The sequence below is a fragment of the Bradyrhizobium macuxiense genome (assembly GCF_001542415.1).
GTDB classification, from domain to species: Bacteria; Pseudomonadota; Alphaproteobacteria; order Rhizobiales; family Xanthobacteraceae; genus Bradyrhizobium; species Bradyrhizobium macuxiense.
The window spans coordinates 123,855-139,904 of sequence record NZ_LNCU01000088.1 but is presented as its reverse complement, the minus strand read 5'-3'; the positions used below and the strand labels follow the sequence as shown (position 1 = coordinate 139,904).

Sequence of the window (16,050 nt, the reverse complement as noted above, 5' to 3'; positions counted from 1 at the left end):
GGTCGGATTGCGCTCGGAGATGCGAAGCATCGTCCGGAGCAATCCGGGTGAGGGCTCTTGCCCTCTCGATAGACCGCAACCCCTCACCCGATTTGCACTGGACGATGCTTCGCATCGCCAGGAGCAAATCGACCTCTCCCAAGGGAGAGGTGATCCTTCGACGCCGTTCCAGCTCAACCTGATCTCATCGCGCTTTAGCCGCTGTCGCGCAGCACCAGCTCGAAGCCGAGGTCGATGCGGCGCTCGCCGCCGCGCTCGAGCGTCAGGGTGGCCGCCGTGCGGCCGATCGCGTCGCCATGCACGCTGATCGTGCTCAATGTCGGCGAGATCAGCCGGCCCATTTCCAGATCACCGAGACCGACGACGGCGACCGGCTGCGCTGACGCCGGTCCGTCGCGCAAGAGACCCGCGCTACGCAGGCCCGCCATGAAGCCGATCGCATGGGCATCGTTGGCGGCGAACACCGCATCCACGCCGGGCAGGCGCGCATGCGCCGCCACGCTGCCCGACGCATTGCGATCGAGGATCAGCCGGCGCGGCTCGGCAAGGCCGCTCGCCAGAATCTCGTCCTTGAAGCCGAGCCAGCGCCGCGTCGCGCGCGGATCGTCACCGCCGATGAAGGCGAGCGCTTTGCGTCCCTGCGCCACCAGATGCCGCGCGACCGCTGTGCCGGCCTTGTAATTGTCGAAGCCGGCGACCGCGTCGACCGGCGTTGTCGGCAGGTCCCAGGTCTCGACGATCGGGATGCGCGCGTTGCGCAGGAGACGACTGCCCTCCTCCGTCGCCGGCGAGCCGACCATGATGATCGCCTCGGGCCGCCGCGACAGCAGCGCCGCGAGCATGCGGTCCTCGCGCGCCGCGTCGTAGCGCGACTGCGCCAGGATGACGGAGAAGCCGAGCGGCTCGAGCTTGTCGGATAGTCCCTGCACAGTGTCGGCGAAGATCGAGTTGGCGATCGTCGGCACCAGCACGCCGACCGAATTGGTCCGCGCGCTCGCCAATGCGCCCGCGACTAGGTTCGGGACATAGCCGAGCTCGCGCATCGCCTTTTCGATCCGTGCCCGGGTTTCCGGCGCCACCAGATCGGGCGTCCGCACCACCCGGCTGACCGTGATCGAGGAGACGCCTGCCCGCTTGGCCACTGCTGAAAGCGTGGGCGCGGTTTCGGTCTCAGGATCGGGCAGTTCGGAGCTCATGGACGGAGCCTGCACGATTCCGGGTTGCCAAGCCATAATGTTAGCGCTAACATGCCCATATGTTAGCGCTAACATAGCGCAAATGAGGGAGAAAACGGCATGATTTCGGACGAACTGGCTCAGACCTACAAGCGCGACGGGGTGATCGTGGTCCCCGAAGTGCTGGACAAGGAAACCCTCGGACGGGTGCGCACGGTGCTCGCTGAGCTGGTCGCCGGTGCCGCTGATGTCACCGAGCACACCGACGTCTACGACCTCGAGCCAGGCCATTCGCGGGAAAACCCGCGCGTCCGCCGCATCAAGGCGCCGCACAAGGCGCATCCGATTTTCGACGAGATCGTCCGCAGCCCTGCCGTCATCTCGATCCTGACCAAACTGATCGGCCCCGGCCTCCGCCTGCACGGCTCCAAGCTCAATATGAAGTCCGCGCAATACGGCTCACCGGTCGAATGGCATCAGGACTGGGCGTTCTATCCGCACACCAACGACGACATCCTCGCGATCGGCGTGCTGCTCGACGACTGCGATCTCGAGAACGGCCCGATGTTGGTGACGCCGGGATCGCACACCGGCAACACCATGTGGAACCATCATGGCGACGACGGCTGCTTCGCCGGCCTGATCGACCCCGACCTGATCGAGGACGACATCAAGCGCGCGGTGCCCTGCATGGGCAAGGCCGGCAGCATGTCGTTCCACCACGTGCGGGCGCTGCATGGCTCCGCGACCAACACGTCGAACCGGCCGCGCAACCTGCTGCTCTACGAAGTGGCCGCCAGCGACGCCTGGCCGCTGATGGGCGTGAAGGACTTTGCCGAATTCGACAGCCGCTTGCTTGCGGGGCCCTCGGTGGTGACGCCGCGGCTCGCCGACGTGCCAGTGAGGATGCCGCTGCCACCGGCGAAACGGCAGGGCTCGATCTACGAGACCCAATCGGCGTCGAAGAAATCCTACTTCACGCGCGCCGCCTAACACCGACGACAAATGCCCGCGGCCGAAGCCGCGGGCATTGCTGCTTTCTCGAGCATGATCCGGAAAAGTGGGCACCGGTTTTCCGAAAAGATCATGCTCAAACAAAACGACCAAAAAACATAACGGGGAAACGAATGACCGAGATGGCAAACGGCGCCAAAAAATCGCGCCTGCGTGTGATCCTGGCCGCAAGCATCGGCTCCGCGCTCGAATGGTACGACTTCTTCCTCTACGGCACCGCCGCGGCGCTGGTGTTCGGCGAGCTGTTCTTTCCGAAGAGCGATCCCGTTGTCGGCACGCTGCTGTCGTTCCTCACCTTCGGCGTCGGCTTCGTGGTACGGCCGTTTGGTGGCCTGCTGTTCGGCATCCTCGGCGATCGCTACGGCCGCAAGCCGGTGCTGGTCGCGACATTGCTGATGATCGGCATCGGCACCACCGCGATCGGTCTTCTGCCGACCTATGGGCAAGTCGGGATCTGGGCGCCGCTGTTGCTGGTGGCGATGCGCGTGATCCAGGGTCTCGGCGCTGGTGCCGAATACGGCGGCGCGGTGATCTATCTGGTCGAGAACGCCCCGCCGAAGCATCGCGGCTTCTGGGGCGGCTTCGCGCCGCTCGGCGTCTCCGTCGGCAATCTGCTCGCCGCCGGTGCGTTCGCGCTGGTGACGATGCTGCCGCGCGAGGACCTGATGAGCTGGGGCTGGCGCCTGCCCTTCCTCGCGAGCTTCCTGCTGATCGTCGTCGGCATCTTCGTCCGCATGCGCGTGACAGAGACGCCGGTTTATACCGAGGCCGTGGTCGCGCGCGGCAAGGTCGAGAGCAATCCGGCCATGGAGGCGTTGCGGCGTCACCCGCGCAACTTCTTTGTCGTGCTCGGCGCGCGAATGGCCGAGAACGGGCTCGGCTATTTCTTCCCGGTGTTCGGCCTGAGCTATGTCATCACCACCCTCGGCGTACCGAAATCGGAGGCGCTGAGCGCGCTGATGCTGGCCTTTACGATCGAGCTGTTCGCGATCCTCGGCTTCGCGGCACTCTCCGATCGCATCGGGCGGCGGCCCGTCTACATGTTCGGCGCGCTGGCCGGTGTGGCGCTCTCCTTCCCGTTCTTCTGGATGGTCGGCACCAAGAGCTGGATCATGATCGCGCTCGCCTTCATCCTGGCGCGCGCTGTCGTGACCGCCGCGATGTTCGGGCCGCAGGCGGCCTATTTCGCCGAGCTGTTCCCGCCGCAACGGCGCTTCGCCGGCTTCGCCTTCGCGCGCGAACTCGGCTCGCTGCTATCGGGCGGGCCGGCGCCGTTCGTCGCCACCGCACTGGTGGCAGCCTACGGCACCTGGTGGCCGGTGGCCTGCTACGCGATGTTCCTGTCCGCCTGCACGGTGGTCGCGATCTGGATTGGACCTGAAACGTACCAGGAGAATATCGCGGCCGACGAGCCCGAACGGGAGGAACTGCCCGCCGTGCTTCCGGCACGGGCCTGATCCATGGCGCAGCAGCTTCGTATCCTGCAGTCGCTCTGGGCGATGGAGCGGCGGCTGGCCGATGAGCCGGAATGGCCGCTGCAAACCCAGCTCGCGATGATCCGCGATGCCGGGTTTGACGGCGCCGGCGTACGCTTCATCGATCCGGCCTTTGCGCGTGAGGCGACGAGCTTCCTTCGCGCGCACGGCATGATCTGGCAGGCGCAGTGCTATCCGAAGGCGGTCGATGATCTGAAACCGGTGCTCGAGCTGGTAGCGCAGCTCGGCGCCGACCACGTCAACCTGCAGGCGGATGTCCGTCCGCGGCGGCTTGCGGATTGCATCCCTTTGCTTGAGGGCTGGCGACGGCTCGGCGAGCAGGCGGGTGTCGCCGTGCATGTCGAAACCCATCGCGACCGCATGACGACCGATCTGTTCTTCACACTCGACCTGCTCGACTGCTTTCCCGATCTGCGGCTGACCGCCGATCTCTCGCACTATCTCGTCGGCCGCGAATTCGCCTGGCCGGTCGATGACGTCAACCATGCGATGATCCACCGCATCCTCGACAATGCCTGGGGCATCCACGGCCGTGTCGCAAGCCGCGAGCAAGTGCAGATCTCGCTCGGCTTCCCGCAGCATCAGGGCTGGGTCTCGCTGTTCATGGGCTGGTGGGAGTACGGCATCCGTTCCTGGAGGAAACGCGCCGGTCCCGATACGACACTGACCTTCCTGTGCGAGCTCGGGCCTCCGCCCTACGCCATCACCGGACCCGACGGCCGGGAACTGTCCGATCGCTGGCAGGAGGCACTGATCATGAAGGACATGATCCGCGCGCTGTGGGATCGCATCGCGAACGAGCCGCAGGACCAATCCGCGCGTTGATTCCACCTCACCTCGGCGGCATCCTGACAGGGACAGGAGTTCAGGACGCCGCGAGGACCGTTGCGCGCACACAGCCGAACCCAATTGCTCGAACGCCTCGCGCGCATCATTGCCGCGACGATGGTCTTCGCTTGCACGAGCGCACCTGCGGCAGAGTTGACGCTGAACGTCGCAACCATGCCGCGGATTGCGACAATCGATCCGCGTTTCCAGTCCTACAACATCGAGATGGTCGAGGTCAGCGGCGGACGATTCTGGAAGCCTTATGCAGCACGCGATACGCATGCGGCCGCGAAGGCGGACCGCCTCGCAGCGCGCGCTCCGATCAATCTCCACGAAATCAGGCTGCGCAGGCTCGCGGCCGCGCTGGGTCCCGCCTATCTCCGCGTCAGCGGGACCTGGGCCAACAGCACGTTCTTTGCAGATACTGATACCCCGCCATCAGCACCGCCGGCGGGCTTCAAGGGCGTCCTCACAAGGCAGCAATGGCACGACGTCATCGGCTTCTCGCGTGCCGTCGATGCGCCAATCGTCACGTCATTTGCGATCAGCGCCGGCACGCGCGACGCCAACGGACACTGGACACCGGAGCAGGCACGGCAGCGGCTCGCCTTCACGCGATCCATCGGCGGACATATCGCCGCGGCCGAGTTCATGAACGAGCCTGATCTCCCGGCGACCGGCGGCGCCCCCGATGGCTACGACGCCACGGCCTACGGCCGGGACTTCACCGCGTTCCGCGCCTTCATGAAGAGCGCCGCACCTGATGTGACCATCCTCGCTCCCGGCACGGCGGGCACCAACCCCACAATAGCAGCGCTGTTCGCCGCGGTGGCGCCAGGCGTCGGCGCGATCTCCTACCATTTCTATGGCGCGCTTTCCGCCCGATGCCGCGGCGATCGCACGCCGGGGACCGCACTATCAGATGGATGGCTGGCACGAACCGACAAGACGCTCGCCGTCTACAAGGCGCTGCGCGATCGTCTCGCACCGAGCAAGCCGATCTGGCTGACCGAGACCGGAGAAACGGCGTGCGGCGGCAACCGCTGGGCCGCGACCTTCACCGATACGTTCCGTTACCTCGATCAACTCGGGCGCCTCGCCAAGGCCGGCGTTCAGGTGGTGATGCACAACACCCTCGCCGCGAGCGACTATGGCCTGCTCGACGAGCAATCCCATCTGCCTCGGCCGAACTATTGGGCCGCGCTGCTGTGGCGACGATTGATGGGAACGACCGTGCTGGATTCCGGTGTCTCGGCTCGCCCGGGTCTCCACGTCTACGCGCATTGCGCGCGCGGCACGCCGGGCGGCGTTGCCCTGCTCGTCATCAACAACGACAGAAAGAAATCGAGGAAGCTGGTGTTGCCGGCGGCCGCGGAGCGCTACACGCTGGCAAGCGACAGTCTTGCCGATGGCTCGGTTCGGCTCAACGGAACGATGCTTGCGCTTGATGCCCGGGACGAACTCCCGCCTCTCACCGGTGAAGCGACTACGGCGGGACCAATCATGTTCACACCGGCAACGATCACGTTCCTGATCGTTGCCGAAGCCGCGAACGCCAACTGTCGGTAGCGATCTCCTGCCCTACGCGGCGTTGCGGCCGGCGTCGAACGTCTCGGGCGACCGCGCCACCAGATGACCGAGCATGATCGCAGTCATCAGCCGCTCCATCTCGAGCCGTGCGGTGACATGCGACATCGTCGGCTTCGCACCTGATGCCAGCTGGCTGATGTCATCCATCGCCGTCAGTCCGCGCGGATAGAATTCGCGGAAGATCACCCGTTCGGCCAATCCGTCGACCAGGCGGAAGTTCAGCGTCTTCGACAGCTCGCTCAGGGCCTCGCCAACCAGGCGCTTGTTGCGCGAGCCGAGCGTGGACAGGCGATTGCGCAGCACCACCCACTCGAAAGTCGGCTGATCGTGAGTGCTGCGCGCGCGCCGCGCCTCCTCTACCATCTCCGAATAGTGGCTGATGCCCGTCACCTTGAAATCGTTCGGGTCGACGGTTCCGAGGACGTCGAAATCAAGGAAGCTGTCGTTCAGCGGCGTGATCAGCGTATTCGCCAGCGAATGCGTGAACGTGGTCAGGTAGGTGTCGTGACCGGGGCTGTCGACGACGACGAAATCATGCGAGCGGCTGAGCCGCTCCACGATCTCTGCAAGCGCGCTGCGCCCGAGCGTTTCGACCTCGCTGGTCCTTCCGTTCACCGTCTCGAAGCACATATGCGTCGGGCCGCCGAGCTCCAGCGAGGCCTCTCGCGCCCAGTCCCGCCGGTTCTCGACGTAATGGGTCAGAGTCTTCTGCTTGTTATCGAGATCGATGGTTGCGACGCGCTGACCGGCCTTGATCAGTGCGATGGCGACATGCATGGCAACTGTCGACTTGCCAGATCCGCCCTTGTTGTTTCCTACGACAATTACATGTGCGTTTGTCATGCGATTCCTGACCGGTCGCTTGAGCCAAAGCAGAACGAATTGAATTCGGTAAGGCTTCGAATCTCCCTGATTCGACGAATCTCGACAAGAGTCGTCGCAACGCATTTGCAATCGAAATGCAATGGTTGCGACATGATTGCCACAACCACATTTGTGGGCACGTATCGTGAACGCGACTAACGTCCCTGGAAGACGGCGGCGCGACGCTCCACGAAGGACCTGATGCCCTCGGCTGCATCGGCAGTGTTGAGCACACGTTCGCGGATCTGCGGAATGACCGCGATCGCGGCCTGCTCTCCGGCCTCGATGAACTTGCGGCCCGCCTCTTTCGTCACCTGAATTCCGAGCGGCGCGTTGCGTGCGATGATGCCGGCCAGCGTCATCGCGCGTTCGACCTGCTGCCCTGGCGGCACGACTTCCTGCACGAGGCCGATGCGATGCGCCTCCGTCGCCGAGAACTCGTCGCACAGCAGCAGGTGATACATCGCATCTCCCCACCCGGCGCGGCTGATGTAGCGGAAATGCGCGCCCGCGAGCGGCGCAATGCCGCGCTTCGCCTCCATCTGGCAGAAGCGGCAGTCATCGGCTGCGACGACGATGTCGCCGGCCAGCATCATCTCGATGCCGACCGTGAACACGATGCCCTGCACGGCGGTGACGATCGGTTTCCGGCATCGCTTCGCGAGTCCGAACGGATCGACATTGCCTTCCGGCAACGGCTTGCGCGTCGCGGTCGGGCCGAAGAACTTCGGCATGTCGAGACCCGCGGTGAAATTGTCGCCGGCGGCACAGAGCACGCCGACCCAAAGGCTGTCGTCGGTGTCGAGCAGCGTGAGTGCGTCCGACAGCTCCGCCATCATCCCGGGACTGAACGCATTCTTCTTCGCGGGATTGTCGATGACGATCTTCAGGATTCGGTCGTGCCGCTCGTGACGAACCCGCCCCTCGCTTGCGCTGCCAAACATCGATTCCTCCCATTCTTGTGACCGGCCCAATTCTGGATGATGCTTGTCATCCAGATATATGATGGTCATAATCCTGATCGAGAGTCAAACTGGCGAAGGTGACGCAAGATGGGCCATTCCCAGGCCGACAAGGCCAGGAGCCGCGAACGCATTCTGACCGAGGCCGCGACGCAGATCCGCGACAAGGGATTGGACGCCGTCAGCATCGGCAGCCTGATGCAGCGCGTGAAGCTCACTCATGGCGGATTCTACGGGCATTTTGCCTCCCGGTCGGACCTGATCGCCGCCGCGCTGCAGCGGGCATTGGCTGCCGGCGAAGCGGCTGCGCACGCCTCCCGCGACCCCGACAAGCCGGTCAGCCTGAATTCGATGGCGCGGAGCTATCTCAGCCGCGCGCATCGCGACTCCCGCAAGTCGGGCTGCGCGATCGCCGCACTGATCTCCGACGTCGGGCGCGCGGACGAGGAATGTCGCGCCGTGATGGAGCCACATATCGAGGCGTTCATCGCCAAGGTCGCCGAGGTGCTCGATGATGACGGTGACGTGCGGGCGATCATGGCCGTCAGCGCGATGATCGGCGCGCTCGCCATCTCGCGGGTCATCACCGATGAGAAGCGCTCCGATGCCGTGCTGCGCACGGTGCGCGACGGCGTCATCGCGATGGCGGCGGACGAATGATATCGCCCGCAACGCGGGCTCGGTTGATGGAGTGAGCAATGAACGATCGATCCGTGCTTGAGCCGGCTGCCGTGCAGGGCAGCGTCCTGATCGCAGGCGTCGGCGCGTCGAACGGGCTTGGTGCCGCGATCGCGCGTCGTTTTGCCGCCGGCGGCTATCCCGTTGCGATCGCCGGCCGCAATGCCGACAAGCTCGCTGCGACCGCCGCCGAACTTGCCGCGACCGGCGCAAAGATCGCCCACGTCGTCGGCGATGCGTCGTCCGCTGCGGACGTTGCCCGCTTCGTCGACGCCGCCCAGCGGCTCGCGCCGCTCGCGATGGCCGTGCACAATGCGGGCTCCAACCGGCCTGCGCCGTTCCTGAAAGTCAGCGAGCAGCGCTTCGAGGAACATTGGCGCGAGCATGCGCTCGGCGGCTTCCAGCTGGCGCAGGCTGCGATTCCGGCGCTGCTCGCCCGCGGCGGCGGAACGCTGGTGTTCACCGGCGCCAGCGGCTCGCTGCGCGGCAAGGCCAACTACGCGCCGTTCGCTTCCGCCAAGGCGGCGCTGCGCGCGCTGGCGCAGAGCGTGGCGCGCGAGTTCGGGCCGCAGGGAATCCATGTCGGCCACGTCGTCGTTGACGGCGGCATCGAGGGCGATCGCCTGCTGAGCCTGCGGCCGCAATTGAAGGACGATCGCGGACCGGACGGGCTGCTCAACATCGCGGCCATCGCCGATGCCTATTGGGTGCTGCATCATCAGCATCGCAGCGCCTGGACGCTGGAGCTCGATCTGCGGCCGTGGGCGGAGTCGTTCTGACGCGACCGGCGAGCGGGATTTCGTCTCGGAAATAGGTTGCGATCTGCCGGAATCTTGTCAGGCTGTGCGGCGATCCTGGAAGGACGCCCACAGCCTGGGAGGAGCCGTGTCAGAGCCGACGCCGATCCTGCATCACTTCGATCAGTCGCCCTTCTCCGAGAAGATTCGCATCATCTTCGGATTCAAGAAGCTCGCCTGGAATTCGGTGCGGATCTCCCGCATCATGCCGCGGCCCGACCTGATGCCGATGACCGGCGGCTATCGGCGCACGCCGACGATGCAGATCGGCGCCGACATCTATTGCGACACCCAGATCATCATCCGCGAGCTGGAGCGGCGATATCCGACACCGACGCTGTTTCCTGGCGGCAACGCCGGCGTGCCGGCTGCGCTCGGCATGTGGACGGACCGACCGTTCTTCCAGAGCACCGTCAATCTCGTGTTCGGCTTCATCGGCGACAAGGTGCCGCAGGACTTCATCGAGGATCGCGAGAAGCTGCGCGGCGCGAAGTTCGAAGTCGCCGCCATGATGGCGGCGCTGCCGCAGATGCGCGACCAGTTCCGTGCCCATGTCGACTGGATCGAGGCGCAGCTCGGCGACGGCAGGCCATGGCTGCTCAGCGAGTTCAGCCTTGCCGACGTCAGCGCTTACATGAACGTGTGGTACGCGCGGCAGAGCGTCGCCACCCTCGACGAGATGATGGTGCATTTTCCCGGCGTCTCGGCCTGGGAGACGCGCATGCGCGGCATCGGGCACGGCACGCGCACCGAGATGTCGTCGGCCGACGCGCTCGAGATCGCCGCGCGGTCGACGCCGCAATCGGAGAGCTTCCGCGACCCCGCCGATCCGAACGGCCGCAAGCCCGGCGATCGCGTCGGCGTGATGCCCGATGACTACGGCAAGATCCCGGTCCACGGCGAGATCGTGTCGCTGTCGGCGCAGCATATCGCGATCCGCCGGACCGACGCGCGCGCCGGCGAGGTCGTGGTGCATTTCCCGCGCGCCGGCTTCCTGGTCGTACCCGACTAAGGGCGGAGCAACCTGCGCTTCGGGCGCGAGCCGGCCAGTCGGAGAAACCCAGCGTTTCGCCACGTGGCCTTGTTCCGCCGTGAACAGCCCTTACGTCGCCGCTATCTCCAACTGAAGGCTCCACAGCGCAGGCTTGCGGATATAGCTGCCGCAATTCGATCTCTCAGCCTGCGTGCGATGGGTGGCCCGTGGCGGATCCAACGCCACGCCGACAACTGGACTGACCAATGACTACCCCCCTCCAATTCGGGCTCGATACGTTCGGCGACGTCACCAAGGGCGCCGACGGCGCACCGCTTCCGCATGCCCAGGTGATCCGCAACGTCGTCGACGAAGCTGTTCTCGCCGACGAGCTCGGGATCGACTTTATCGGGCTCGGCGAGCATCACCGGGCCGACTTTGCGATCTCCTCCCCCGAGGCCGTGCTGGCGGCGATCGCCGCGCGCACCAAAGATATCCGCCTCGGCTCGGCGGTGACGGTGCTGAGCTCGGACGATCCGATCCGCGTATTCCAGCGCTTCGCCACAGTCGACGCTGTCTCGAACGGCCGCGCCGAGGTGATTCTCGGCCGCGGCTCCTTCACCGAATCGTTCCCGCTGTTCGGCTTCGACCTGCGCCAGTACAGCGAGCTGTTCGAGGAGAAGCTCGATCTGTTCACCGAACTGCTCAAGCAGGAGCCGGTGACCTGGCAGGGCAAGCTGCGGCCACCGCTCAACAACCAGTCGGTCTATCCGCCGGTCGAGCACGGCCGGCTGAAGACCTGGATCGGCGTCGGAGGCAGTCCCGAATCGGTGGTGCGCGCGGCGCACTACGACCTGCCGCTGATGCTCGCCATCATCGGCGGCGATCCCACGCGCTTTGCGCCCTATGTGGACCTGCACAGGCGCGCCTACCAGCAGTTCGGCCGCGAGCCGAAGCCGATCGGCGTGCATTCGCCAGGCTATGTCGCCGGGACCGACGCGCAAGCCAGGGAGGATCTGTGGCCCGACTACAAGATCATGCGCGACCGGATCGGCAAGGAGCGCGGCTGGCCGCCGATGGGGCGCGATGAGTTCGTGCAGGAGGCCGACCACGGATCGCTCTATGTCGGCTCGCCGGAAACCGTGGCCCGCAAGATCGCGGCGACGGTGAAGGCGCTCGGACTGGCGCGCTTCCAGCTGAAATACTCGGCGGGGCCGCTGCCGCACGAGAAGCTGATGACGAGCATCGAGCTCTACGGCCGCAAGGTGGTGCCGATGGTTCGCGACATGCTCGCGGCGTGACGCATCGCCTCCAGCCGCCTCAAAAGCAAAACCCCCGACGGTTTCCCGTCGGGGGCTCTGTTAGATCCTGATCAGATCAGCCGGTATTACCAGTTGCGCTGAGCGCGGAGCAGAAGAAGGAACGTGTCCTGGTTCTTCAGCTCGTACACGGCGGCCGGCTTGCCGATGCTGGCGGTGCCCGGGAAGGCGAGCGTGCCAGCATAGTTCTGGTCCAGATGGGTGTAGGTGAAGTCAGCCGAGAAGGTCAGGTTCTTCACCGGGGTCCACTGGGTCTGCGTACCGAGCTGAGCAATGCTGTAGTTCGGGTTGCACGAGGTCATGCCGGCAACACCGGCTGCACCGAACACCGCACCCCACGTACCGTCAACACCGGTCCCGCTCGCACCGCAGATGTAGGTCTTCGCAGTGCTGTTGTAGTTAACCTGAGCCCAGGCACCGTAGATGCTGGTGTTCCAGTTCGGGCTCCAGTTGTGGACGTACGCACCGCGCATGCCGTAGGTGGTGACCAGCTGCTGCTGACCGCCGGGGATAAACACCGAGTCAGGCGCAATGCCGAAGCCGATGCTCTGGTAAGCACCAGGGAGGTTGGTGTGACCGAAGATGGTGTTGGCACCAGCCGAACCAGCAAGGTCCTGGATGTTGTAACGGCTTGCACCGTTGGTATAGACGCCCTGAACGTTGATGGTGTCGCCAGGTCCGGTCGGGATGTTCTTGATCGACAAGGCCAACTGACCTGCCCAGCCCCACTTGTCGTCCGGATGACCGGTCAACTCAGAACCACCAAAGTAGGCAGCGTGGTTGTCATGCGCCGCGAACGACGCCTGGAACAGACCCCAAGCCTGATCGACGCGCAGCATGGCGACGAGGTCCGGAGCGATCGTGCCGGCATAGTCCGACGCACCGTAGGGCGACGTCAGGACGCCAAGGTTCTGCACGCCAGCCTGATAGTACTGGGTCTGATCCTGAGCCGACAGAGACAGCGACGTGCCGTTGCCGAAGTCCGCGGTGTAGGTGAACTGGTTCACACCAGTGATCGTGCCGCCGCCGCCGACGAGACCGTCGTAGCTGTTGCCCGGATAGTTGGCCCAGGGGGTGCTGAACTGCGACACCGCCTTACCGATGGTGAAGCCGGCGAACTGGATGAAGGCGTAGTAGACGCCGACCGTACCGCCAGCGACCGCACCGGCGTTGGCGTTGTTCGGCGCCTGGGTGGTGCCGATTGGCGAGTAGATCGTCGAGCCGTTGCCGGCGCCAGCGTAGCTGTCCGTCGTCCACGAGAACGTCGCGTCGAAGAAGGTGCGAACCACGCCGTACTCGGTCGCGGTGCGCGTATCGACGTTCAGGTCTTCACGAGAGCGCCAGGTGTAGCCGTTGGTGAAACGGTTGCCCGCAGCGCCAGCGCCCGAGGTGTTGCCGGTGTCGTCCGAGTTGGTGTTCGCGAGAACGTCGACACGCAGGTAGCCGCCCAGCTTGATACAGGTGTCGGTACCCGGGATGTAGTAGAAGCCGGGACCATACAGGGAGCAAACCTTCACGTACTCAATGGCCTTGGCCTTGACGGGAAGGTCAGCCGCCTGAGCTCCGCCGACCGCGACCAGAGCCGCCGCCGAGCCGAGGATAAGGCTCTTAACCATGTTCATGTTAAACCTCCAAGTTGCTCTATCTCAGGGAAGGTTCCGGATCCGCCGGGTAGAACACCCTCAGGTTGGTTCCCTTGTCCCTTAATCCCCGCTCAGTCGCTTCGCGCCTTCGGACACACCCGCTGAACGCGAGGGACTTAAGCGAACCACCTAAAACGGGACGACCTCGGGATGCCCCCCTCCGTCGCAGTTCCATATGAGACAGAAGGCCCCCGATCACGCAACAAAAGACCGCTCGGATTCGGGTCAGTTGCGGCTGTTTTCGGGCAAATGTTGCACAAATATCACGGGCTTTTGAACTGCGGCATCTTGTCAAGCCATTGAAATATAATGGAAATATTTCTATTCACGTTACCCGGCGCAAGAGTGGGCAACAGTGGGCGGAACGGGGTGGAAAACGCACCATTCGACGCTGCAGCGCGGTATCCAGTGCCCGCTTCGGGGGCGGTGATTCCGTCTTCCGGCTCTCGTTTTGGGCAGAAAATGCCGGTATCTGAGGAACATAGCCGCCCTCCAATACCGTCGACTGGCGCCCCGGCCGGAGGCTTCGCGATGGCACTGAAGCCGAATCCGGCCCGCAAAGCGATCGCCGTATTTGCAAGATTGGGGGCACGCCATGCCCGGACCGTGGCAATCGCCAGAGGCGTGCATTCCCGGCAGTTATCGCAATCGTGCGACATTTCGTTGACGCGTCAGCGGCGCGCGCAACATGCGCCGCCGATAGCTTTATTCTCCAAAGACGATCGGCGATGGAAAATCTGCACTCTCGGCGCAATCTCTCCCGCGGGAGATTCGCGAGATCGGAGCAACTCGTGGCTGGGGCGGGAGGGATCGAACCTCCGAATGGCGGAATCAAAATCCGCTGCCTTACCGCTTGGCTACGCCCCAACGCGCCGATCGAAGGCAACGCCGGTCTATAGAGGGAGCACGACCATTTCAACAGGGCGGCAACCGAAATCACGCGAAAGCCGCGGGATGATGCCGGCCCAGCCATTGTAATAGCGTGACGCCACGATCGCCGAAACCGCCCGCCTCCGCTGCGGCGGCCGGCTTCGGAGAGTTGAGAGGCGGCGGGTTTCATGGGAAGACAATTCGCAAACGCCTCGTCGGGAGTAACGCCATGACCTACCGTGCGCCGATCAACGATATCCTGCTGTCCCTCAATCACGGTGCGGGACTCGCGGCCGCCGTGCAGGCCGGCCATTACGGCGATTTCGACGGCGACATCACCGCCGCCGTGCTCGAAGAAGCCGGCAAGTTCGCCTCCGATGTGCTGGCGCCGCTCAACCGCGTTGGCGACGAGCACGGCATCAAGCTCGACAACGGCAAGGTGACGACCGCGCCCGGCTGGCCCGATGCCTATCAGCGCTGGACCGCCGCAGGTTGGAACGCGGTATCCGGTCCGGAAGCCTTCGGCGGCCAGGGCCTGCCGCTCGCGATCAACGCCGCATGCACCGAGATCTGGAGTGCGTCGAACATTGCTTTCGGTCTCTGCCCGCTGCTGACACTGTCCGCGATCGAGGCGCTCGATGCCCATGGCAGCGAAGAGCTGAAGAAGATCTACCTCGAGAAGATGGTCACCGGCGAATGGACCGGCACGATGCAACTCACCGAACCCAGCGCGGGTTCGGATGTCGGCGCGCTGCGCACCCGCGCCGAGCGGGCGGCAGACGGCACCTATCGCATCAAGGGCACCAAGATCTTCATCACCTATGGCGAGCACGACATGACCGACAACATCGTGCATTTCGTGCTCGCGCGATTGCCCGATGCGCCTGCCGGCACCAAGGGGATCTCGCTGTTCCTCGTTCCCAAATTCCTTGTCAACGCCGACGGCTCGCTCGGCGAACGCAACGACATCTATGCCTCCGGCGTCGAGCACAAGCTCGGCATCCACGCCTCGCCGACCTGCACCATGACCATGGGCGATAAGGGTGGCGCGATCGGCTATCTGATCGGCGAGGAAAACCAGGGCATGCGCTGCATGTTCACGATGATGAACCAGGCCCGGCTCGGCGTCGGCCTCGAAGGCGTCGGCATCGCCGATCGCGCCTATCAGCAGGCGCTGGCCTACGCGCAGGAACGCAGGCAAGGGAAAGCTATCGGCAAGGCCGTCGGCCACAAGGGCGACGGGATGGATCCGATCATCATGCATCCCGACATCAAGCGCATGCTGATGCAGATGCGCAGCATGACCGCCGCCGCGCGCTCGATCTGCTACGCCACGGCGGTCGCGCTCGATATCTCCGTGCGCGCCAAGGACGCCAGGGTCCGCTCCGATGCCGCCGCGCGCGGCGCGCTGCTGACGCCGATTGCAAAGGCTTTCTCCACCGACATCGGCAACGAGGTCGCCTATCTCGGCGTGCAGGTCCACGGCGGCATGGGCTTCATCGAGGAGACCGGCGCCGCGCAGCATTATCGCGACGCCCGCATCACCTCGATCTATGAGGGCACCAACGGCATCCAGTCGATCGACCTCGTGACCCGCAAGCTCGGCGCCAATGGCGGCGCGTCGGTGTGGGCGCTGCTCGACGAGCTCGCTGCAACCATCAAACAGGTCGAGGCCTCCAACGATCCGGCCTTCGGCACGACGGGCGCAAAGCTGCGCGACGCGCACGCAGCGCTCGATCGCAGCAGCAAATGGCTGCTCGAGCGCCTCGCCTCGGCGCCGAACGATGCGCTCGCCGGCGCCACCCCATATCTGCGGCTGTTCGGCGCCACCCTCGGCGGCT

12 protein-coding genes, 1 tRNA gene and 1 pseudogene are annotated in these 16,050 nt (G+C 64.8%); 9 read left to right on the top strand and 5 right to left on the bottom strand.

Annotated elements, in window-relative coordinates:
• Positions 1–194 precede the first annotated feature (194 nt).
• Positions 195–1,196, bottom strand: coding sequence for a LacI family DNA-binding transcriptional regulator (locus AS156_RS26030; protein ID WP_066510400.1), 1,002 nt, complete (start codon positions 1,194–1,196; stop codon positions 195–197).
• 99 nt (positions 1,197–1,295) lie between these two features.
• On the opposite strand from AS156_RS26030, the gene AS156_RS26025 reads away from it, so the two are divergent.
• The 4 genes from AS156_RS26025 to AS156_RS26010 all read left to right on the top strand — a co-directional run bounded on the left by AS156_RS26025 (position 1,296) and on the right by AS156_RS26010 (position 6,082).
• The gene (locus tag AS156_RS26025) at positions 1,296–2,168 is read left to right on the top strand and encodes a phytanoyl-CoA dioxygenase family protein (RefSeq protein WP_066510397.1); all 873 of its coding nucleotides are present in this window, start codon (positions 1,296–1,298) and stop codon (positions 2,166–2,168) included.
• A gap of 134 nt (positions 2,169–2,302) precedes the next feature.
• Positions 2,303–3,646 (top strand): MFS transporter, encoded by a 1,344-nt coding sequence (locus AS156_RS26020; protein ID WP_066510396.1) that lies wholly within the window; start codon positions 2,303–2,305, stop codon positions 3,644–3,646.
• 3 nt (positions 3,647–3,649) lie between these two features.
• Positions 3,650–4,510: a sugar phosphate isomerase/epimerase family protein gene (locus AS156_RS26015; RefSeq protein ID WP_066510392.1), complete on the top strand. Its 861-nt coding sequence runs from the start codon at positions 3,650–3,652 to the stop codon at positions 4,508–4,510.
• An 84-nt stretch (positions 4,511–4,594) separates the two neighbouring features.
• The gene (locus AS156_RS26010) at positions 4,595–6,082 is read left to right on the top strand and encodes a hypothetical protein (protein WP_245313068.1); all 1,488 of its coding nucleotides are present in this window, start codon (positions 4,595–4,597) and stop codon (positions 6,080–6,082) included.
• A 12-nt stretch (positions 6,083–6,094) separates the two neighbouring features.
• On the opposite strand, the gene AS156_RS26005 is transcribed toward AS156_RS26010, so the two are convergent.
• Both AS156_RS26005 and AS156_RS26000 read right to left on the bottom strand, forming a co-directional pair.
• Positions 6,095–6,946, bottom strand: a complete 852-nt coding sequence (locus tag AS156_RS26005) for a division plane positioning ATPase MipZ (RefSeq protein ID WP_160331142.1) — start codon at positions 6,944–6,946, stop codon at positions 6,095–6,097.
• Positions 6,947–7,122: 176 nt separating this feature from the next.
• Positions 7,123–7,911 (bottom strand): crotonase/enoyl-CoA hydratase family protein, encoded by a 789-nt coding sequence (locus AS156_RS26000; RefSeq protein WP_066510619.1) that lies wholly within the window; start codon positions 7,909–7,911, stop codon positions 7,123–7,125.
• A gap of 108 nt (positions 7,912–8,019) precedes the next feature.
• Between AS156_RS26000 and AS156_RS25995 the strand changes: the two genes are divergently transcribed.
• The 4 genes from AS156_RS25995 to AS156_RS25980 all read left to right on the top strand — a co-directional run bounded on the left by AS156_RS25995 (position 8,020) and on the right by AS156_RS25980 (position 11,678).
• Entirely contained in the window at positions 8,020–8,589 is a 570-nt protein-coding gene (locus AS156_RS25995; RefSeq protein WP_066510387.1) for a TetR/AcrR family transcriptional regulator, read from the top strand.
• Between the two features lie 38 nt (positions 8,590–8,627).
• Complete coding sequence (locus AS156_RS25990) at positions 8,628–9,386, top strand: SDR family NAD(P)-dependent oxidoreductase (protein WP_066510383.1); 759 nt, start codon at positions 8,628–8,630, stop codon at positions 9,384–9,386.
• 106 nt (positions 9,387–9,492) lie between these two features.
• The gene (locus tag AS156_RS25985) at positions 9,493–10,416 is read left to right on the top strand and encodes a glutathione S-transferase family protein (protein ID WP_066510379.1); all 924 of its coding nucleotides are present in this window, start codon (positions 9,493–9,495) and stop codon (positions 10,414–10,416) included.
• A 227-nt stretch (positions 10,417–10,643) separates the two neighbouring features.
• Entirely contained in the window at positions 10,644–11,678 is a 1,035-nt protein-coding gene (locus AS156_RS25980) for an LLM class flavin-dependent oxidoreductase (RefSeq protein WP_066510376.1), read from the top strand.
• 86 nt (positions 11,679–11,764) lie between these two features.
• On the opposite strand, the gene AS156_RS25975 is transcribed toward AS156_RS25980, so the two are convergent.
• Together AS156_RS25975 and AS156_RS25970 are read right to left on the bottom strand one after the other, a co-directional pair.
• Positions 11,765–13,318 (bottom strand): porin, encoded by a 1,554-nt coding sequence (locus tag AS156_RS25975; protein ID WP_066510372.1) that lies wholly within the window; start codon positions 13,316–13,318, stop codon positions 11,765–11,767.
• Between the two features lie 813 nt (positions 13,319–14,131).
• Positions 14,132–14,206, bottom strand: a tRNA-Gln gene (locus AS156_RS25970).
• Between the two features lie 232 nt (positions 14,207–14,438).
• On the opposite strand from AS156_RS25970, the pseudogene AS156_RS25965 reads away from it, so the two are divergent.
• Positions 14,439–16,050 (top strand): annotated as a pseudogene (locus AS156_RS25965) (acyl-CoA dehydrogenase family protein); the annotation flags it as partial.

Bases quoted from the DNA above. Each gene is read 5' to 3' on its own strand.
- AS156_RS26030 (WP_066510400.1), bottom strand. From the start codon at position 1,196: ATGAGCTCCGAACTGCCCGATCCTGAGACCGAAACCGCGCCCACGCTT.
- AS156_RS26025 (WP_066510397.1), top strand. From the start codon at position 1,296: ATGATTTCGGACGAACTGGCTCAGACCTACAAGCGCGACGGGGTGATC.
- AS156_RS26020 (WP_066510396.1), top strand. From the start codon at position 2,303: ATGACCGAGATGGCAAACGGCGCCAAAAAATCGCGCCTGCGTGTGATC.
- AS156_RS26015 (WP_066510392.1), top strand. From the start codon at position 3,650: ATGGCGCAGCAGCTTCGTATCCTGCAGTCGCTCTGGGCGATGGAGCGG.
- AS156_RS26005 (WP_160331142.1), bottom strand. From the start codon at position 6,946: ATGACAAACGCACATGTAATTGTCGTAGGAAACAACAAGGGCGGATCT.
- AS156_RS26000 (WP_066510619.1), bottom strand. From the start codon at position 7,911: ATGTTTGGCAGCGCAAGCGAGGGGCGGGTTCGTCACGAGCGGCACGAC.
- AS156_RS25995 (WP_066510387.1), top strand. From the start codon at position 8,020: ATGGGCCATTCCCAGGCCGACAAGGCCAGGAGCCGCGAACGCATTCTG.
- AS156_RS25990 (WP_066510383.1), top strand. From the start codon at position 8,628: ATGAACGATCGATCCGTGCTTGAGCCGGCTGCCGTGCAGGGCAGCGTC.
- AS156_RS25980 (WP_066510376.1), top strand. From the start codon at position 10,644: ATGACTACCCCCCTCCAATTCGGGCTCGATACGTTCGGCGACGTCACC.
- AS156_RS25975 (WP_066510372.1), bottom strand. From the start codon at position 13,318: ATGAACATGGTTAAGAGCCTTATCCTCGGCTCGGCGGCGGCTCTGGTC.